Source organism: Nocardia abscessus (genome assembly GCF_015477775.1).
In the GTDB taxonomy this organism is placed as follows: Bacteria; Actinomycetota; Actinomycetes; order Mycobacteriales; family Mycobacteriaceae; genus Nocardia; species Nocardia abscessus_A.
The window spans coordinates 1-19,692 of the sequence record NZ_JADLQO010000008.1; the positions used below are offsets into that span (position 1 = coordinate 1).

Sequence of the window (19,692 nt, forward strand, 5' to 3'; positions counted from 1 at the left end):
GCTCCCCCTCCCCGTACACCCCCTCCAACTGCTTCAACACATCCATCGCCCGCGCCGCCTCCGGCGACATCCCCGCCGCACCATCGCTACCGGCGCCCGCCGCCACCGGCGCCGAACCCCCACCGTTGCCGCCACCACCACCCAACCCCGCCAACGCCGAGGCGATCATCGGCAACATCCCCATCGCCATCATCCCCGCCATCGGCAGCACACCCGCCACCAACGCCGGATCCACCAACGGCTCCGGCTCCTCCTCCTCCTGACCCCCACCCCGCCCTGGCGCCGACTCCACCCGCGGAGCCACCACACCACCCGGCTCACCAGGCACACCCTGACCCGGCACCGGCTGACCCGGCACACCAGATTGGCCAGGCACCGGCTGACCAGGCACACCAGACTGACCAGGCGCCGGTTGACCCGGGACAGGCGGCGAACCCGAAACACCCGGCGGACCAGCCGAGTTCGACTGTCCGGCGCCATTGGATTGACCGGGTGCCGGAGCGCCCGGCTGACCTGGCGCAGGGGAAACGTTCGGTTGTCCCGGTATGGCCGCACCCGGCCGCGGCCGTTGCTGATCCGGCCGGCTCGACCACGGCGTCACCGGCGCGGTCTGCTGTTCTGCCGTCGCTTCCGGATCTTTCGCTTCGACCTCGACGCCCGCGGGCCAGATTTCAGCAGAGGTCATGATCTTCCCCCGGTTGTCGGTGCCTACGGCAGGTGGAGGATGCCCGAGCGGTAGGTTCGAGCAGCGGGTGGCGAAGGTTCATCCAACCCTTCCTCATAGGTTGCTGTGAACTAAATGGCAGCCTGGACAATTCGCGCATGTCAGTGTAGGTGGAACCGGACCCGCTCCCCGGTTCTGCCAGCGCCGTGCTTCCCGACGCTGGGAAGCCTCGACAATGGAGACGTCGAAAGTAGGTCTCCTCATGGTCGATCGTCGCGTACGCCGCTGGGTTCGACGATGAGGAACTCGATCGAGAGGCGGACTTTGCCGTGGTGAGGCACGAGACTCGCGAGCCTCTGACCCAGAAGGTGTCGGCCGCAATGGGCGCAAGTGACGACCAATCGACCGCCGTGCACCGGCGCTCCGCCTAGCATCCGGGAGGTAATCTCATGGCTGACTTCTTGGGCGTGTCTTGGGGGGATGTCGGTAAGTTCGCGTTGACCACCGGTCTCACCGTTGCCGGTGGCGCGCTCGGGTCCGTTGTTCCAGGGGTTGGCACGGCGATCGGCGTAGCGGCCGGCAGTGCTCTGGGCGGTTTTCTGGCGGAGACGACCTGGGATCTAGCCGAAGGCCAGAGTGTGGGGGACGCATTGAGTAATGGCGCTGAAACCGCCTTTTTTTCAGCGCTGGGAGGCGGGGCCGGTGGTGCCGCCCGGGGTGCGTTCGCGACGCTGGGTGGGCGCAATCTGGCGAGGCGGATGCTCGACGGTGCAATCCACCCGGCTGTCCGCAACCCGGCCGCGAATATCGGAGCCGCGTGGACTGCACGAGGAGCGTCCTTGAATGCGGCCCGCGGTTGGTTGACCGGTGCCGGCGTGGGTGCGGGTCTTTCCGGCGTCGGCCGTTCAGAGGGGCCGGGCTCGGCTCCGGGGCAAGGGCAGTCATATCCGGCGACGCTGCCGACCAAGCCACTCAATGCATCGACAACATTCAGCCCTAGCTGAGGGGCAGTTCCATGACGGACAACATGCACCCGATGCTGATGCCCGACCGGAAGAAGATCCAGGAGGGAAATTACCCGGCTGAATGGGTCTTCTCGGTCTTCACCGATTCCTGCTTCAAAACCCTGTATCAAAACTTCGACAAGATCTGGCAGAGTCTCGGAAAAGATTCCAAGGATGATCCCCCCAAAGCGCCCGAGGTGCCACAGGTCCCCCCGGCGTCTGTCGGCAGTTTCACGAACTACGCGGAAGTGGCGGTGAAACTCCAGCGGTCGTATACCGACCTGAACGGCAACGTCACCGAGCTGGTGAACGCGATCCGCGAATCCGGGAAGTGGTCCGAGGCAGGGCAAAAGGCGACCAACAAGGTAATCGATGAAAAAGTCGTGGCGATGGCGCCTACCGCCCCACCTCAAGGCATACAAATCGACAACTACATCTTGACTTGGGTCACCGACGCCAACGATTCCCTTGCCAGCGAGATCGATACCGTCAAGCAGGGGCAGAGCGGCGTGGCCAAGGACATCGATGATCAGACGAAGATGATCAAGGAACTGCAAGATCAGATAAAGAAGCTGGAGGCGGCGGCGAGCAACCCGGCGGGCACTCCGCCTCCCGTCGACACATCGAACTGGCCGACGACCCCCGGTGTCACCGACCCGACGGTCCCCCCGGCCGTGGACAACAGTGGCTTCCCGCCCGGCCTGGACGGTCTCGACGATCCGACCAGCCCCAGCACGACGCTGCCTGATCTGGACACCCCCGGTAGCCCCGGCTCGCCCGGCCAGACGCCCAGCAGCCTCGACCCCAGCGGGACCACGCCGGGCGTGACGACACCCACCACGCCGAGCGTGCCGCAGACCCCCGTCTCGTCGCCGATGGGCTCCGGCATGGATCTGATGAGCTCCATGCTGCCGATGATGATGCAGCAGGCGATGATGCGAAACATGGCCGATCAGGACTTGAACAGCCGCCGGGAGGAACTGGATCCGCGCCGCTACGACGACGAGCTCGATGCGGTGGCCCCGCCGCCGGTCGCGCCGCCGGTCACGGCGCAGCCCGCGACCGTGCAGACCGCCACGACGGCTCCCCCGACACAGCACAGCGGGACGCCCGCAGGCACACCGTCTTCCACGCAGCCCACGGTGGCGCCCGGCCGTACACCGGGGGCGGACGGCAGCGTGATCTACACCTTCCCCGACGGACGTACACAGAAGGTGTCCGCGATGGTCGCCCAAGCGCTCGACGGGGCGTTCGGCAACGCCAGCGGCACCGACGCGCAGAAGGCATACGAGAAGACGCCGGCGAAGTGGTCGGACAAGAAGCAGATCGGCGACCGCGTCGATCCCTACCAGCTGATGACCGGAGACGTCGCCACGTGGGACAAGCGCACCGCGATCCTCGTGGTGTTCGGCTCCGACGAGGGTGGCACGCTGGAGGCCGTCGTCAACGGCGAGCTGAAACCGTTCACTCCGGAGATGTCCGACAGCGCTGGAGAATTCGGTCAGTTCGCCGGATTCGTCCATCCGAAGGGCATCGAGTTGACCGCGCCGGCAGAAGGGGGCGCGCCCCCGGCGACGCCGGGCTCGGCCGATCAGTCCGCGAACGCGGCAATGCCGGTTGTCGCGGCACCCGCGGGCTGATCGCGCGAGCAAGTGCGGCAGCGGCAGATGAGGAGAGGAGGTCGCGATGGCGCTGAAGGTGGATCCGCAAGAACTCGTCGCTGCGGCGTCGAGGCTCGCCGCGATGGCGCGCGACACCGGGGCGGCGCTGCCCGGTGGATGGGTCGTGCCCGCGGGAGCTGACCCGATCTCGGCCGCCGCGGTGCCCCAGCTCAACGCGCAGGCCGCGTCGTTGTTCAACGGAATGGCCGGTGTACTCACCGACATCCAGCGCACCGCCTACAACATCGGCGCGGCCGCCGCCGACTACACCGAGGCCGACGACCGCAACGCTCGCACCGTCAACGGCAGCGGCGGCGATCTCCTCGCCAATCCGGTCGGTGAAGTCCAGGAGATCGGACAGCGCCGCCCGCCCGCGCTCCGGTTCCCCGTCGCGGGCGGCGCGGTCGATCCGCTGACCTTCGCTCAGCAGTTGCACTCGGGCCCCGGCCCAGGCGCGGCGAAGGGATTCGCGGACGCGCTGCGCCGGTTCGCCGGCGGCCCGCATCTGGCGGCCATCGACGGCGTGGACTCCGCGGCGAAGACGATGCAGCACTGGGAGCCGGTCGGGGCCGCGGCGTCGACGGAACTCGGTCAGCGTCGCCAGTGGCTGGACCAACTCGGTACCGGGCTCGGGCTGCTCGCCGATGGAATCGACACCTACAGCAACGCGTTCCGGACGGCGAAGGCGAAACATCCGACGCCGGAGGAGATCATCGCCGCCCGCAAAGAGCTGATCGCGGCGATGCGCTCCAAGAACGAACTCGGCATCCAGGCCGCCTTGGCGAAATTCAATGAACAGAACGCTCGTTCGGCGGAGACGATCACCGGATACACCACCGAGGTGGGTTCGAAGGTCGGTGCGGGCGAGGGCGCAAGTGAGGGCACCGGCAAGGGCAACAGCGGTGACAGCAGCGCGTTGAACCAGATGTTGCCGGCCCTGATGAGCGCGATGGCCTCGGCCGGAATGCCGTTGAGCCAGCTCGCGCAGTCGGATTCGGCGGAGATCGCCGATGACTACGGCCTCGATGAGTACGGCTACGACGACCTGGGGATCCCCAGCGGCCTGGGCACGGGCAGCCCGAGCGGGATGCCCGTCGGCAGCCCCGGGGTGGGTATCCCGGATGTCGACGCCGAAATTGCCCAGGTGAGCGCGTTGCCGGTGGCTGCGACGGCCAGCCTGGGGTCGGGCATGCCGCGCACATCGGTGATCGAACCGCTCGGTGCGTCGTCGGCCGCCAACGCCGCCGCCGCTCGCGGTGGATCGCCGATGATGCCGTACATGCCGATGGCGCCCGGCATGGGCAACGGGGGTGGCAACAACAACGAACGCAATCGGGTTGTGGCGTGGCATCCCGACCGCTTGATGTACGTCGACGACACACCGCACACCGAAGCGGTGATCGGTGAGCGGCCCACCATCGCGCCCACCGTGACCCCGCCGACACCGGCGCCGAGCAACCAGACACCGACCCAACCCGGAGGTAACGCATGAGTGAGCGCAGCGAGGTGGAGTCGTGAGTGCCATCCACCCGGATGTGCAGGCGGCCCTGGATGCCGCGCGCGATCTGCGGCATCGGATCGCCGAGATGCGGGAGAAGATCGACAACATCCGCGCCCGCAGGCCCTCGCCGAGCGGCGCGGTCATCCCGGAGGTCGACGCCATGGGCAGGCTGACCGATCTGTATCTGGCGCCGGGTACCGTCGCCCGGCTCACCTGCCCCGAACTGGTCGCCGAGATCATGTCCGCGATCCGGGAAAGCACCGCCGACGCCGCGCGGCAGTACCAGAGCGTCATGGAGACACCCGTCGAGGAAGCCCAGCAGGCCGCCACCGCTTCGGGGCAGGCCGGATGACCGAGCCCGCCCCGGAGGTCACCGTCGCGGATACGGTGCGGTGGCTGCACGACGAGGGGCTGGTCCGTCTGGCGGGGGTGGCGGACGGCATCTCGGAGACGATCGTCGCGTACACGATCGACGTCGCCACCGGAACCGTGTCCGCGCACCCCGCGACCGGTGGCGGAGTCGGTGCGGACGTGGTGTCCCTGGCCGCGGACGACCTGCCCTACCCGGTGGGCACCGCCAGGCGACTCGTGATCGTCGGTGTCACGACCGCCGATACGGTCCTCGTGATCGACTTGGCCGCGACGCTCACGATCGCGATCAATGCCGACCGTCCCGCGCATGCGGCCCGCTCCTGGGTGCTGCAACTGCTGCTGAATCCCGAGGTCACCATCACCACCAACAGCGCCGACGTCGCGATCGGCACCAGTTCGCGGCTGCGGCAGAGCTTCATTCCGGGCGGCGGCGCGACCCTGGTCAACGTCGACGACACCCGACCGCCGGTCACGGCGGTGACTTTGAACGCGACCACCGAGGGTCCCGATCATCTGGACGTCGCCCCGGACGGGACCGGCGAGATGTATCTCGGCGCTCGGTTCTGGCAGTTGCGCCAAGTCATGCGCATCGAGGACGCCGCCTGGTCCGTGCTGGCAGCGCGCCTGGAATCCGCGGCCGACGAGCTCGACCACCCCTTCAATTCCCCATCCGGCGACCAATTCTCGGAGAGCAGCCGATGACCGACACGCACTCGATCGATGTGGACGACTTCGACGACGAGCAACTCGACACCACCCCGCCGGACTGGCGGAACCTGACCTACGAGGTGTTCAACCCCGATCACACCGTCGGGGTCGGGTGCGACCGGGACGGGGAGATCATCGGTCTGTACATCACCGACGAAGCCCGCGACAACGGCGACGAGTGGCTGGCTTCCCAGATCGTGCGGCTCGCGCGGCTGGCACACGCGAAATCGCGCGTGGGTCTGCGGGCCGAGATGGAGCACAAAGGCACCCGTCCCTACACGATCGACTCGTTCGATCTTCCGACCGAGGCGTCGTATCGCGCCATGGAGGAATCCGAGTTCCGACGAGACACCTGAGTTCGGACCGCCGCACCGGCGAGAGAGGACAGCCACATGACCGACAAGTTCGATACGGACGACCCGCACGAGGTGGTCGCCTCCATCGCCCGGTGGGGAACATCGGCGACCGCGTCCGGTGGACAGACCAAGGGGATCATCGACGGCTTCGAGGCGCCGCGCCGCCCGGAATCAGAGCTGGACCGCCAACTGGTGGCGAAGACGCGGTGGATGAAGACCACTTTCGAGCGCGCCGTACGGAGGAACGGCCGTCGGGTGAACGCGACGACGCAGTTCACGACCCAGGCTTCCTACACCCACGGCGACGCCGATCGCGCCGGCGCCGCCGCGGTGCGGCGTCCCAGCGGATCCGTCTGATTCTCCGATGGAACCGGAGCGCAACAGTCCGTACTGGGACGCGATCGTCGGCGACAACTGGCCGGCGATCTCGCCGGGGGACTGGAGTGCGCTGGAACGTCTCGCACGGGACGGCGCGGCGGCGTTGGACCTGCTCGACATCGAAAGCAGACGCCGCGACTTCGACGAACGGGTGCGCTCCAGCGCCGGCCTGCAACTGGTCAAGGACGACCTGCTGCGCCAGAGCAGGAACCCGCAGGCGTTCGCCGACGCGCTTGAAGCCGCCGCGGACACCTTCCGGGACTTCTCCGATCTGGTGTATCGGACCCGCAACAAGATTCTGGACATCGTCGAAAACACCACCGCGCGGGCCGACGCGGCCAAACGCGCGGCCGCGGCGGAGGACGACGAATCCGACGCGCAGGCCATCCGCAACCGGATCCCCGGTATGGTCGCGGCTGCCAGGGACGAGGTGGAGGATGTCGTCCGGGCCGCGCTGAACTCGATCAGTCCGCAGGGCCTGCCCAGTCTGGGGCTGATCGCCGACGCGCTGGGGCAGCCGGGACCGTGGGGCCCGGGCCACAACGGCGGCCCGGACGACTACCGAGAGCACCGGCCCGCGACAGACCACTCCGGCCATCCGCGTCAGGACGGACCGAAGCAGACCCATCGACCGCAGGACCATTCCCCGCTCCCGTTGCCGCCACAGGTCGGAGCCGACGAGCCCGCCGTCGATCCGATCGGGCCGCTGCTGCCCGGTGAGGATTTCGGTGAGCGACCGGATTCCGTTCCCACGCAGGACACGTCGTCCGGTCCGCCGTCGACGAATCCCGATGGCGACCAGTACACCCCTGGTGGGACGACGAGCCTCCCCATCAGCAATACGCCCGGCGTAGTGCCCCACGACGGACCCGGCATGCCCTCGGTGGGCGGCGCGCCGCGCGGGCCGGTGACCGACAGCGGGCCCGTCGCTCCGGACCGCGGTGTGCAAGCGGACAGCGACGATCATCAGGAAGCGTCCGGTCCGGAGGGAAGGCAACCGGGGGGGAGGGACCCGGAGGAGCGGGACACGGAAGCCTCGGTCGATCGAGCCGAGCCCGTGAGCCGGGATCGTCCGACGACCGCTTCGGCGACGGAATCGAACGAAGCGACCGGGCCCGAACGATATGCCACCTCCGCGGCGCCCGCGGCCGACCAGACCGCCTCGGTACCACCGCCTTTCGTTCTTCCGCCGCCTGTCGTGACGCCTCCTCCCGCTGTCGCGTCGCAGGCGCCGGCCGCATCGGTCAATCCGGCCGGACCGGCGGTCTCCGCCCCTGCGGCACAGGCGGGCTCCGGCCCGCCGCAGGTGCAGGCCAAACAGACGGCTGCCCCGGCCGAATCACGCGGACCCGCCGTCGCGTCCAAGGTCACCGCAGGTAGCTCGGGGCCGCCGCCTGGCTCCGTCGGAGCGGTCAAGGCGCAGGCGCCGGAGCGGAGCGAGCAGCGGACCGACGGGGAGAAGGGAGAGGCCGAGGGCGGCGACGATTCGATCCGCAACGTGGTCGGCGCGGCCATGACTTCGGCCGCCGCCCCGGCGTTCGTCTTGGGTGAGCGGGTCGACGGCGACTTGGTGCTGGCCAGGACACTGCTGAGCGGCGTCCTGGCCGCCGGTGGCGACGCGGTGCTCGGGCTCGGCTGGGCGGTTTCGGTGATGCGCCATCAGAGCGGGATCAGCGCGTTCGTCACCTCGAACGAGGGCCGCGGCTGGATGCCCGCGGGGATGTACCTGCCGCGTGAGATGTCCACGCCCTGGGTCTGGGATGTCTCCGAGGCCACGTGGGAGGGCGTCGCCGACCCCGCGCGGGTGCTGGCGGAGTTCGCCATCGCCTGGGGGCGTAAGTCCGGTGCGCGGCTGACCGCCGTCGTCTCGTCGGAAGAGATCGACGCCGAGTTGCGACGACAGTTGGGCGAGGTACCGACCGAGGGCGCGGTGGGCGCCGCCTCGGCGATGGACTTCAGCGCACCGAGGCCGAGCCTGGTCGATCGCCTGGAACTGATCGGTGCTCCCGCGCTGGTGCGGCGGGCCGTGACCGCACCGGAAGCGGAGATCGGTCCGCGCCGCTGGGAACTGGCCTCGGACGCGCACGTCCGGGTCCATCAGGCCGGTCTCGGCTCTCCTGCCGCACTGGGGGCGCCCGCGGCGCGCGAGCGGATCCTTACGGCCTTGCGACAGCGCCGCGAGGTGCCGCTGGAGTGGTGGGAGGAACTCAGGGACGCCGACGACCTGCTCACCGCGACGATGCTGTCGCGGCGCGCCGATGTGTCCAGGGTCGCGCTGGGCGACTTGCGCGCCGACCAGTCCGACGGCCGGTACGCGTCGGAGATGAACGCGCTGCGTGCCATGGTTTTCGAGCGGCGCTGCGATGAACTCGTGCTGCTGCTGGCCGAGGACGCCACACGCCAGAGCTTGCGCGACGCGATGTATGCGCACGCGCAGATCGTGGGCCACCCCGCCTTCGTCGCACCGGCTCCCGCTCAGGCCGTCGATCCGCCCCGCCGTCCGACCATCACGGCGGGTCCAGGTCGTTGAGCGGAACGGAATCGAGCGTCGCCGAAATCGAAAAATGAAGTGGCGCAACGGCAGTCGAACGACTCGCGCGACCAGGGACGGCAATGCGCTCCCCATTCCTGGGAAGGATCGACAATAGGGGGACGTGTGGTGGGAAAGGATCTGATCGAGCATGCCGAACAGCATGGAAATCGACCCTGCGGTTTTGCGTCAGCTGGCCGACCAACACGACCGGGTCGCGCGCGACACCAGGGAATGGGCCAAACCCCCGGCGGATTGGCTCGCGAACTTCCTGCCCACCTACGGCAAGATCGCCTATCCGGTGTACGAAGCGCTGGAGCGGTACTACGACGCCCGGCAGCGTGCGGGTGAGGCGCTGGCCTACGAACACGAGCGCACCCGGGACTCGTTGCGTGCGTCCGCGGACGCCTACGAGCAGTCCGACGAGGATTTCGCCTCGCACATCCGGCAGGTGGGCGGCGTCACCGATCAACCGTCCCCGACGATGCCCGTCGGAAACTCGACCGATCCGTTCGGCTCGAACGGTCCGACGTCACCGGTCACTGCCGGGCCCGGCGACGCTCCGGTGCCGACCGCTCCTACGTCTGCCGGACCTGCGCCTACCTCGGTCGGCCCCGACAGCACCCAGAACAACCCGCTCGGCGCGTCGCCCGGCGGTCCGAACGGGGCGTCGCCCGCAGGCACCGGCGTGCCCGGCGCCACCGCCGGGCCCACGGACGCGGTGGGCACCAATGGCACCGGCACGCCGAACGCGGCCGGAACGACCACACCGGGTGCGCCGTCGAGCACCGGCGTGACAGCGCCGGCCTCGTCGGCAGGCATGCCGCCCACCGGGGTCGGACCGCTCAACGCGGGCCCGGACGACCGAGGCGCCACGCAGCCGCCCAGCGGCGCGTCCGGCCGGGCGGACCTGCCGCCCATGCCGGTGCCGGTCGCGAGTCCGTTCGCCGCCGCCGTCGCCTCGGCGAAGGACAAGGAGGCCGAACCCGCGTACGTGGTGGGCAACCAGGTGAACGACGACCTGGTCCTGGCCAGGACGCTGCTCGGCAGCGTGCTCGCCGCCGTGGATTCTCCGGTGGGTATGGCCTGGTCGGTGGCGGTGATGCGCGGTCAAGGGGGAACGGGCGTCTTCATCACGTCGAACGAAGGCCGGGGTTGGTTGCCCGCGGGGCTGTTCCTGCCACGTGAGGTTTCCACCCCGTGGAATTGGGACGAGTTGCTCGCCGCAGACGACGGCAGCGGATCGCCGTGGGAGGGAGTCACGGATCCGGCCCGAGTATTGGCGGAATTCGGTCTGGCTTGGGGCGCGAAGGCGAATGCGCAATTGTCGGCCCTCGTGTCGTCCGGACCGATCGACCCCGGTTTGCGGTCCCGATTCGGTGAGGCGGCGATGGAGGGGCTCGTCGGTCCGTCCTACGACGTCGACCTGCGCGAGTTCACCCCGGACACCGCCGACCGACTCGGTCTGACCGGTTCGATCGCGGGCCTGGAACATGTTTCGTCGGTACCCGACGCACAGGTCCTGTCCCGCTGTGTGGAGCTCGCCGCGGACGCCCACGGCCAGGTCGGCCGTTCCGGATCGGTACCCGGCGAAGCCGCCGCCTCGCGCCGGGTCCGGGAACGGATTCTCGCCGAGGTCCAGGCCGGAAAGCCGGTGTCGCGCGAACTGTGGGACGAACTGCGCGACGCCGATGATCTGCTGGCGGCCTCGATGCTCGGGCAGCGGGTCGACGTGGGCCGGGTGGAGATCGGGCAGTTGCGGTTGGACGCCGGAGTCTCCCCGTTGCGCAGCATGGTCTTCGAGCGCCGCTGCAACGAGTTGGTGCTGCTGCTGGCGAACGAGCCGAGCAGGCAGACGCTGCGCGACGCCGTCTACGCGCACGAACAGATCACGCTGCATCCGCAGTTCGTCTCGACACCGGCGCCCGTGTCCGCCGCCGTGCAGCCCGAGCGGGTCGCCCGGCCCGCGACGGCTCCGGCCGTCGCCGCACCGGAGGTCGCCGGAGGGCCGCCGCCCAGTGTCGTGGTCACGCCCTCGACGCCGCCGCCGGTGGCGCCGCCGGAGCGGTCGTGAAAACCTCGCATCCATAAGGTATTCCGGCGATCCGGGCCGCGGTGCGGTGGATTTCTTCCGCCCCGCCGCGTCCCGGATGCTGTGTCTTCATCGGTGTGAATGCTCCACGAGAGTTCGGCTGCGGCCTCCCCAGGTGACGGCAGGGCACGCTTCCTGAGTTGACCGACAAGCGAGTCGACTGGCAAGCGCGGACGGAAGACGGCAGCGGCTGCCCGGCGAGTAGCAACGCGGAACAAGGGATCCGACCATGTACGGCTGCCGCTGGCACCGGCGTCGTGCAAGCAGACCACACCGCTGTGCACATGGTGATAGACACGGCTCGGCAGCGATGGCCGAGCGTGCGATTCGAGCAGTCCCGCGCCGAATCTCTACTGGGCTTACGCCCGCCGCGCTACGCGTTCGCCCGCTGACGAGGACGAACCTGAAACGCAGGTAGTTTCTCTCGGCACCGGCCCGAAAGGCCGATCGGCGCGACTACGCCTCGATGACGGGGCTCGCGTCCTGATCCGCTTCGTCCTCGGCCGCCGCATCCTGTGTGGTCCCGCTGCCCGGCCGGTCGGCCGAGGACGCGTCCCTGGTCCGCCGAACCGGGATGACGCCGGGCGCCACGGTGGTGGCCGGAGCCCCGTTCTGCTCGGCGGGCGGCGCGGTATTCGCCGCCGGGGCCGCGGTGACGCCGCCGGGCTGCGCGGTGGTGGCCGGTTGCGCGTTCGGATCGCCCGGTGGCGGCGCGGCCGCGGCCACGGGCTGATCGCCCGGTGGCGGCGCCTGACCCGGTTGCCCGGGAGCGCCGTTCGTTTGGTTCTGCGCGGCCTTCTCCGCCTTTTCCGCCTTGTCCTCTTCGGCCTTCTGCAGCATTTCGGGTATCTGCGAGACCAGCGGCATAGCCGCCATCGGCAGCATCGCGAGCATCGGCAGCAGCGACGACAGTCCGCCGTCACCGCCGCCACTTCCGCTGCCGCCCGACGCGCCGCCCGCGCCGCCCTGGCCGTTGCCGCCCGAGTTGCCCTTTCCGCTGCCGTTGGCCATGTCCTCGTTGAGGTCGGCGATCGCGGTGACCTTGTCGTACACCGCCTCCACGGCGGCGGCGACCGCTTTGAGTAGCGGAAGCTCCTGCGCGGGCTTGAGTTTGGCGCTGCCCGCGGCCTTCAACTTGGTATTGAGCTCGGCCACGATGGTCTTGATCGATCGCAGGGCCTGGACCTGTTCGGCGGCCACGGTGACGGACGTCTTGACCACCTTGTCGTCCATTTGCAGCAACTTCAGTTGCCGGGCCTCGACTTTGTCGATGGTCTTGCGGTATTCGTCGTCCGCCTCGCCTTTGCCGAGGGTTTCGTAGACCGCGGGTTTGAGCAGGTCGGCGACTTTCGGCGGGGGCGTGGTCATACCGCGGCCGAGCAGGTCGACGGCGGTCTGAATGGCGGTGTCCGCCAGCGCGATGAAGGCGCGCAGCCCTTCCGAGGCGCCGGGCGGGCAATGCAGGTCGACCAACCAGAAGTGCTTCGCCTCGGCAGCCATGCTCGCCAAGGGGGTGGACGTCGACGTCGTAGTTGCTTTCACGGTTTCCGCCGCCGTTATCGCCATACCGTCGCCACCGCCTCTCAGAAGTCACAACCATTGTCACGGCTTCCCGATTCTGGGAAGCGGCGCATAGTTCGATTACCCACCCATGAATGGGAATACGGCCGAATCGGTTCGGGCGACACAATAACTGGAAGAGTGTGAGAGGCGGTCGGTGATGAGCGATGGCGAGTCGGTCGAATGGCACCGGCACTGACGAACGACCTGGACGGAGTGCTCCGATCACTGCTCGCGCTGTACGGCGACGGCCAGCCCGCAGGCCAGGCCGCGACCGCGACCCAAGCGCTGGCCGCCGATCTGCGCGCCCATTCCGGGGCGGTGGCGCTGCGCTACGGCGAGGCCCAGGGGATGCAGCTGTCGGTCGCGGAATCGCATGCGGGCAAGGACAGCATCGTGCGCAAAGCCGTGGGCGAGTCCAGTGACGGAACGGTCAACGGCCGTGGCCGCCTGACCAACCACATCGCGGATTTCCAGGCACGGATGCAGGCCCTCGCCTCGGTGGGCGATACCCGCTTCAGCGGTCCCGCGCTGCTGAACGCCGCGCAGACCACCATCTCCAATGCCACGAAGCAGGTCGATGCCGACGTCGCCGCCGCACGCCAGCAGGCGGCGCAGATCATGCCGCCCGCGACGCCGCCCACCAGGCAGGCCCGGCACGGCACCGCGCCGCGGCGACGGCGTCGAACGCGCTCCAGGTCCAGCTCCGCTTCCCGGCTGCGCCGCAAAGGCATGGTGCGCTCGGACGGGTCGACGGGCAGTAACGCGGTGCTGGCCGCCAGCAACTGGCTCGGCACGCCTTATGTGTGGGGCGGGGGCGGTGCGGGCGGGCCCAGCGGCGGCGGATTCGACTGCTCTGGCCTCACGCAGTACGCCATCGCCCAGGCCAGCAACGGCGAAGTGGTGCTGCCCCGCACCACCTACGAGCAGATCTACAGCGGCACCCGGGTGCACCCCGACGACGTGCGTCCCGGTGATCTGGTGTTCCCCGCCGGATCGTTCAGTGCGCGCGGGCCGGAGCACGTGCAGCTCGCGGCGGGCAACGGCATGGTGATCGAGGCGCCCTACACCGGTTCGACGGTGAAGTGGTCCCGCATGCCGAGCGAGGCCGTCGTCGTGCGGGTGCTCTGACGCGGTGGCGGGGCAGAGGATCACAGCGTGGCCGTAGACATTCCCAGCGAGGTCGCGCTCTTCCTCAACCTCTGCGGCATTCCCTACCCGGACATCAACGAGGACGATGTGCGCGCCCTCGCCGGACATGTGCGCACTTTCGCCGCCCAGGTGCAGGACACGCACGATTCGGCGACCGGCGCGATAGATCAGCTGGGCGCCTTCTACTCGGGTGAGTCCTACCAGCAGCTGGTGGCCACCTGGGCGAGAATGAGCTCCACCCACATGCGGCAGCTCGAGAGCGCGTGCGAGATCGTGGGGCAGGCACTCGAGGTGGCGGCCACGGTGATCACCATGGTGAAGGTCGCCGTGCTGGCCGAACTCGCCGCGCTGGCCTCGTCCTACACCGCGATCATGCTGACGCCGCCGCTCGCGCCCTCCGCGCCCTTGGTGGCGGCCGCGGCGCGGCGGCTGTGCGAGCAGATGTTGCAATACCTGGTCGGCTACATCGTCGCCGAAGTCATCGGCAAGGCGATCGAGCCGCTCGAACAGGCCATCGCAGACATGGTCGACGGAATCGTCTACGACGCCGCCCGCGACGCGCTCGACGTTCCGCCGTCGAGCGGAACCCGGGCCTTGCACATCGACTCGAACGAGGTGCAGCGCTTCGCGAAGGTGCTCGATGATCACGCCGACGACATCATGCAGCACGCGGCGAACTTCGCCGAGAACGTCGCGAAACTCGATTTCACGACAGCATCGCGATTCGACGACACCTACCCCGCCGCGGCCGACACCACCGCGACGGGCGTCCGGCCGCCTGTCGGTCCCGCCGCGCCGACGGCGGAGTCCTCGTTGCGGCCCCCTGGGACTTCCGAGTCACGCTTCGGTCCGAACGTGCCGATGGGGCCGAGTGGCATTGCCGGAGACAGCACCCACGATGCCCGCGTCCCGGTGAGGGCGAACGCAGTCGATACCGGCGAAAAGCAGGCCGATCGAAGCGGAAACGCAGCCGACTCGAGTGCGCGGGGCGGCATCGCGGAACCGTCGGTTCCGCAGGTCGGGGCGGAACACCGGAGTTCGATCTCGGAGCCGGCGAGGAGCGCTCCGCTCTCGGGGGCGGTCCCCAACAGCCCGGACCTGGGTGCGGCAGAACGATCCGCGGGACTCGGGACTCCGCGTCCGGTGTCCGCGCATGCCGCGTCCGAGGCAGGAACCGTGGCGGCGCGGGATGCGGCGGTCACCGCTTCGGTGGGGCCGGCGTATGACGCCGAGGCGCACCGGACGGGCTCGGCGCTCGATTCGCCCTCGGCCGCAGGCCATCTGCCGGTCGACGGTTCGGTTTCAGGCGCTCCATCGGGCGTCGCGCCTCTGGCCCAGCAGAGCCCCGGAGCGGCGGGCACCCCTTGGGGACGCGTCGGCGGGCAACCGGCTCCACGGAGTCCGCTGCCGCTCGAGGCCGCCGAACGTCCGGCGAAGAACCCTCCGAAAGTGCCTCGGCCCGCGGTCACGCCGTGGAGCAAGGCCCGCCGCACCCGGGACGTTCCCGCCGCGGTGCACGCTCCCTCCGCCGGTCGGCCGCCAGTGCACGTGATCCCGGAGAAAGAGGCCGAAGCGGGCGGCGCCGAGAACGCCGGGCTGGCCGACGCGAAGGCACCGTCCGGGGTTACTGCCCCGCCATCCGATCGCATGCACCCGCCCGGGGCGCGCGGCTGATCGAGCGGTGCGCAGTAGGGAAGCGCAAAAAGACCCATTCCCAATGACGGGGAATGGGTCGCTGAGTCGATGTGGCAACAGTGGTAGACGTAATCACACTACGGTGGCTGCTTGAATGCCTAGGGTTTCGTACCCCCACAACGGCCGGTGGCCTGCCGGTGCCACCGGCCGTTGCTTTATTGGGTTCAGATCGTCGGGATGAGGGACCGGCGATCTGTGTTCAGACAGTACCCTCTTCTGTCGGAACGTTCAATAGTGTGCACCTAAATAGCGGCAAGAAATTTTCGGATGGGCTGTGACCTGCTGCGCGGCGGCTGGGGGACCGGATCGCGGCTGGCCAGCCGCCGCCGAAGGGGCCGTCTGCGGGCGGATGATTGCCGACCCCGAGGTAAACATACCGTTACATGACGGTACGTTCAAAATTGGTATGTGGAGTGGGCGGGGAGTGGGGAAGTCGGGTTGCGAGGATGAGCCGGTCGGTTGCCGGGGCCGGAGGGTGAAGCTCGCCCCTGGTGACGCTGTCTCGACTTCCCATTACTGGGAAGTATCCGTGTCCGTGGCGTGACCGACGGAATCTATCGTTCGAGCAGGCTAGTTCGGCGGAAGGGAAGTCCGAGTGTCAGCGGCCGAGGACGCGTTCTACACGGGTGTTCAGAATCTTGGGTTGGTCGCCGGTGGCGTGCGCAACGAGCAGCACGCGGCGGCGGCGTTTAGGGCCGCTACCGACCTCGACCCGGACATGTGTGATGCCTGGCTCGGGCGCGCCATGGCCGGAGAGGTCACCTCGGAGGTGATCTACGGCGCCTACCGCTCGGTGCACAACCTCTATCGCGACCAGCAGCGGGCCGGCCTGGTCGACCGCGCTCTGTGGTGCCAGGTCGAGATCGGCATGTACGGGTTGCGCGTCGCGATGGCCGATCGTGACCAGATCGCCATAGCTCAGGCCTGCTCGTACGCCGAAGGCGGCGAATGGCAAGAGGCCGCGGCCATTCTCGACGAGGTCCCCAGCGACGACGTCGCCGACTTCGTGCGCATGTCGCTGTTCTTCCGGACCAAGCAGTGGCCGGAGGTGCTCGCCGCGCGCAACGCCCGGCCGGTGCTGGAAGACGGGTTGCTGGACATCGCCGCCGAGCTGATGACCGCTCAGTCGCTGGCGCACCTGGGCCGTTTCGGCGAAGCCATGCCGCGCGCGCAGCGGATCGTCGAGGACAGCTCCTCGGGCAATCTGTCCTACATCTGGGCCGACGCGCACTTCCTGCTCGGCATGCTGATGCGGCACAACGGCGATTACGACGCCGCCGACAAGGTCCTCAACGGACTGCAGGGCTCCGCGCTGTGGCCCGACCGCGAGGAATGGCAGCGCGCGGTGCGGGACAAGTCCTACCGATTCGAGGTCGCCACCGCGGAGCTCATCGCGTCCCGCACGAACAAGTGGGATCCCAAGACCGGTGACGATCCGCGTGAGGCGGCCGCCACCGCGGCCCGCGCGGAACGCGAGAGCCTGCTTTCGGAGGCTTCGGACCTGCTGCAGGCGCAGATCGGCATGGACTCGGTCAAGGAACAGGTCGACCGGCTCAAATCCGGTGTGCTGATGGACCAGGTGCGCGCCAAGCGCGGGCTCGCCGTGGATTCGCGTTCACAGCACCTGATCTTCTCCGGTCCGCCCGGTACCGGTAAGACGACCATCGCGCGCGTGATCGCCAAGATCTTCGCCGGCCTGGGTGTCGTGGAGAACGCGGAGGTCATCGAGGTTTCCCGCAACGACATGGTCGGCACCCACCTGGGCCACACGGCCCCGAAGACGAACGCGCTGATCGACTCGGCGCTGGGCGGGGTGCTGTTCATCGATGAGGCGTACACGCTGATCCAGGAAGGGCTTTCCGGCGGCGACGCGTTCGGTAAAGAGGCGGTCGACACGCTGCTGGCCCGGATGGAGAACGACCGCGACAAGCTCGTCGTGATCATCGCGGGATACGAGGACCAGATCGACCGGTTCCTGGCCTCCAACGACGGCCTCGCCTCCCGGTTCACCAAGCGCATCCGTTTCGCCAGCTACGACGCCGACGAACTGGTGCAGATCGCCGATCACATCGCGCGCAAGAAGGATTCGATCCTGTCCGAGCAGGCGCGCGAGGTGCTGCGCCTGCGCTGCGAGGAGCTGGCCGGTCAGAGCAAGAACGGCCGACGCCTGATCGACCTGGCAGGCAACGGCCGTTTCGTGCGAAACGTGGTCGAGGCCGCGGAGGCCGAGCGTGACTACCGCTTCACCAGGGAGAACGCGGACATCGCCGCGATGAGCGACGAGGAGCTCATGACCATCGACGCGTTCGACGTGACCGCGGCGCTGGAGGGTTTGGCGCCGTCGGCGCGGGTGTGAGCGTCCCCTGACCCAGCATTCCCCGTACTGGGAACCAGGGTCTTATTCATGCCGTAACCGGTGGTTACGGTGTGGCGGCAGGGCGGCGGAAGGAACGAGAACCGGTGGCGCGCTTCCGGGTTGTGACCAAACACCAGATCTCTGGTTGGCGTTTTCTGCTGCGCCGGATCGAGCATGCGCTGGTCCGTCGAGACGCGTCGATGATCGATGACCCGCAGCGTGGTCGTTCCACGGCGCTGTCCATCGGCATCGCGCTCGCGTGCGTGATCATCGCGGGCGCCGCAGTGCTGGCGTTCTTCAAACCGGCCAAGAAGGTCGGGGAGTCGAAGATCGTGGCGGAGAAGGACACCGGCGCGTTGTTCGTGCGGCTGAACAATCGGCTGTTCCCGGCGTTGAACCTGACCTCCGCTCGATTGATCGTCGGATCTCCCGACAACCCGGTGCAGGTGTCCCGGGACGAGTTGTCGAAATATCCACGCGGGCCGTGGGTCGGCATCCCCGGTGCGCCCGGCAGCATCGTCGACACCGGCGAGCGGGACTCCTCGTGGACGGTGTGCGACACGGCGCGAACTGGTGCGGCGGCGCCGGTGAACCCCGCCACCGGACTGCCGACGGTGAGTCGCTCCGCGGTGCGGACGACGGCGATCGGCGGTCCGCTCACCGTCGACGGCGACGCCATCCGCCAACTGGGCGACGGCGAGGCCCGTCTGCTGCGCGACGAGTCCACGACCTGGCTGGTGTACGCCGACGCGGAGAAAGGCGTGGTGCGTGCCGCGATCGACCTCGCGAGCACCGCGGTGGCGATGGCGCTCGGCATCGATTCGACCGCTCCGGTGATGGCGGCATCCAAGGGCCTGGTCAACGCGATTCCCGAGGCGCCACCGCTGCGGGTGCCCGACGTACCCGGCGCGGGCGAGTCGATCACCTTGAACAACGGATTCACCACGCCGGTCGGGTCGGTGCTGACCGTCTCGACGCCGGATCAGGGCGTCTCGTACTACCTCGTCTCGCAGACGGGCCTGGTCCGGATCAGCTCCGTCCTGGCGGCGATGGTTCGCAACGCGAACTCCCAAGGCGCGGTGTCCACCCGCACTGTCGGACCCGACGTGATCGCGGCCAATCTGCGCCCAGGGCAGTGGCCGGGCACCGCGACCTATCCCACCCGTCCCATCCGGCTGGTCGACCCCGAACGGTCCGGCGTGACCTGCTATCACTGGTCGCGCTCCGGAAACGACCCGAACGCCGCCACCGAACTGCTGGTGGGCAGGCAATTGCCGCTGACACAGGAGGAGCAGGGCCGGACGGTGGACCTGGTGACCTCGGCCGCTTCGCGCGGCACCACCGCGGACGCGGCCTATCTGCCGCGTGACACCGGCCGTTTCGTGCAGGTGACCGGCGCCGAACCGGGGTCACCGCTGCGGGAAGCGTTCTACTGGGTCTCCGACAGCGGTGTCCGCTACGGCGTCATCACCGATCCCACCGGCACCACCGGCGATCCCACCTTGACCTCGCTCGGGATGCGGACCCCGGTCCCGGCGCCGTGGAACATCATCTCGCTGTTCGCGGTCGGTCCCGCTCTGTCCCAGAAGGAAGCTCGCATTCAGCACGACGGCATCCCGAACAACAAGATCGTCGCCGGGCTCGGTGGTTCGTAGTGACCACC

At 68.8% G+C, this 19,692-nt stretch carries 14 protein-coding genes and 1 pseudogene; 14 read left to right on the forward strand and 1 reads right to left on the reverse strand.

Annotation, left to right across the window (positions count from 1 at the left end; translation table 11 throughout):
* The 10 genes and pseudogenes from IU450_RS20660 to IU450_RS20705 form a co-directional block, all read left to right on the forward strand.
* Positions 1-263 (forward strand): annotated as a pseudogene (locus IU450_RS20660) (hypothetical protein); the annotation flags it as partial.
* Positions 264-1,113: 850 nt separating this feature from the next.
* Positions 1,114-1,668, forward strand: coding sequence for a hypothetical protein (locus IU450_RS20665; protein ID WP_195151401.1), 555 nt, complete (start codon positions 1,114-1,116; stop codon positions 1,666-1,668).
* 11 nt (positions 1,669-1,679) lie between these two features.
* Positions 1,680-3,308, forward strand: coding sequence for a hypothetical protein (locus IU450_RS20670; protein ID WP_195151402.1), 1,629 nt, complete (start codon positions 1,680-1,682; stop codon positions 3,306-3,308).
* 46 nt (positions 3,309-3,354) lie between these two features.
* Positions 3,355-4,821 carry a PPE domain-containing protein gene (locus tag IU450_RS20675; RefSeq protein ID WP_195151403.1) on the forward strand — a complete coding sequence of 489 codons (1,467 nt, stop codon included), beginning with the start codon at positions 3,355-3,357 and terminating at the stop codon, positions 4,819-4,821.
* Between the two features lie 22 nt (positions 4,822-4,843).
* Positions 4,844-5,182, forward strand: a complete 339-nt coding sequence (locus IU450_RS20680; protein WP_195151404.1) for a YbaB/EbfC family nucleoid-associated protein — start codon at positions 4,844-4,846, stop codon at positions 5,180-5,182.
* Positions 5,179-5,904: a hypothetical protein gene (locus IU450_RS20685; RefSeq protein ID WP_195151405.1), complete on the forward strand. Its 726-nt coding sequence runs from the start codon at positions 5,179-5,181 to the stop codon at positions 5,902-5,904. Before IU450_RS20680 ends, IU450_RS20685 begins: the two co-directional genes overlap by 4 nt.
* Complete coding sequence (locus tag IU450_RS20690; protein WP_228834889.1) at positions 5,901-6,266, forward strand: hypothetical protein; 366 nt, start codon at positions 5,901-5,903, stop codon at positions 6,264-6,266. The genes IU450_RS20685 and IU450_RS20690 overlap by 4 nt, the downstream gene beginning before the upstream one ends.
* A gap of 36 nt (positions 6,267-6,302) precedes the next feature.
* Complete coding sequence (locus IU450_RS20695) at positions 6,303-6,623, forward strand: hypothetical protein (protein WP_195151406.1); 321 nt, start codon at positions 6,303-6,305, stop codon at positions 6,621-6,623.
* A 7-nt stretch (positions 6,624-6,630) separates the two neighbouring features.
* A complete protein-coding gene (locus IU450_RS20700; protein WP_195151407.1) occupies positions 6,631-9,174 on the forward strand; it encodes a hypothetical protein in 2,544 nt (847 codons plus the stop codon).
* A 151-nt stretch (positions 9,175-9,325) separates the two neighbouring features.
* The gene (locus IU450_RS20705; RefSeq protein WP_195151408.1) at positions 9,326-11,248 is read left to right on the forward strand and encodes a type VII secretion target; all 1,923 of its coding nucleotides are present in this window, start codon (positions 9,326-9,328) and stop codon (positions 11,246-11,248) included.
* A gap of 474 nt (positions 11,249-11,722) precedes the next feature.
* Here IU450_RS20705 and IU450_RS20710 read toward each other — a convergent pair whose 3' ends face one another.
* Positions 11,723-12,808 (reverse strand): hypothetical protein, encoded by a 1,086-nt coding sequence (locus IU450_RS20710; protein ID WP_195151409.1) that lies wholly within the window; start codon positions 12,806-12,808, stop codon positions 11,723-11,725.
* Between the two features lie 201 nt (positions 12,809-13,009).
* Here IU450_RS20710 and IU450_RS20715 point away from each other — a divergent pair, with 201 nt between their 5' ends.
* From IU450_RS20715 to eccB, 4 genes are all read left to right on the forward strand, one after another.
* Positions 13,010-13,957 carry a C40 family peptidase gene (locus tag IU450_RS20715; RefSeq protein WP_195151410.1) on the forward strand — a complete coding sequence of 316 codons (948 nt, stop codon included), beginning with the start codon at positions 13,010-13,012 and terminating at the stop codon, positions 13,955-13,957.
* 27 nt (positions 13,958-13,984) lie between these two features.
* Entirely contained in the window at positions 13,985-15,652 is a 1,668-nt protein-coding gene (locus IU450_RS20720) for a WXG100 family type VII secretion target (RefSeq protein ID WP_195151411.1), read from the forward strand.
* A gap of 616 nt (positions 15,653-16,268) precedes the next feature.
* The gene (gene eccA / locus IU450_RS20725; protein ID WP_195151412.1) at positions 16,269-18,029 is read left to right on the forward strand and encodes a type VII secretion AAA-ATPase EccA; all 1,761 of its coding nucleotides are present in this window, start codon (positions 16,269-16,271) and stop codon (positions 18,027-18,029) included.
* A 104-nt stretch (positions 18,030-18,133) separates the two neighbouring features.
* Positions 18,134-19,684 (forward strand): type VII secretion protein EccB, encoded by a 1,551-nt coding sequence (eccB, locus tag IU450_RS20730; RefSeq protein ID WP_195151413.1) that lies wholly within the window; start codon positions 18,134-18,136, stop codon positions 19,682-19,684.
* Positions 19,685-19,692: the final 8 nt, after the last annotated feature.

Bases quoted from the DNA above. Each gene is read 5' to 3' on its own strand.
- IU450_RS20700 (WP_195151407.1), top strand. From the start codon at position 6,631: ATGGAACCGGAGCGCAACAGTCCGTACTGGGACGCGATCGTCGGCGAC.
- IU450_RS20690 (WP_228834889.1), top strand. From the start codon at position 5,901: ATGACCGACACGCACTCGATCGATGTGGACGACTTCGACGACGAGCAA.
- IU450_RS20695 (WP_195151406.1), top strand. From the start codon at position 6,303: ATGACCGACAAGTTCGATACGGACGACCCGCACGAGGTGGTCGCCTCC.
- IU450_RS20715 (WP_195151410.1), top strand. From the start codon at position 13,010: ATGGCACCGGCACTGACGAACGACCTGGACGGAGTGCTCCGATCACTG.
- IU450_RS20685 (WP_195151405.1), top strand. From the start codon at position 5,179: ATGACCGAGCCCGCCCCGGAGGTCACCGTCGCGGATACGGTGCGGTGG.
- IU450_RS20705 (WP_195151408.1), top strand. From the start codon at position 9,326: ATGCCGAACAGCATGGAAATCGACCCTGCGGTTTTGCGTCAGCTGGCC.
- IU450_RS20670 (WP_195151402.1), top strand. From the start codon at position 1,680: ATGACGGACAACATGCACCCGATGCTGATGCCCGACCGGAAGAAGATC.
- IU450_RS20665 (WP_195151401.1), top strand. From the start codon at position 1,114: ATGGCTGACTTCTTGGGCGTGTCTTGGGGGGATGTCGGTAAGTTCGCG.
- IU450_RS20675 (WP_195151403.1), top strand. From the start codon at position 3,355: ATGGCGCTGAAGGTGGATCCGCAAGAACTCGTCGCTGCGGCGTCGAGG.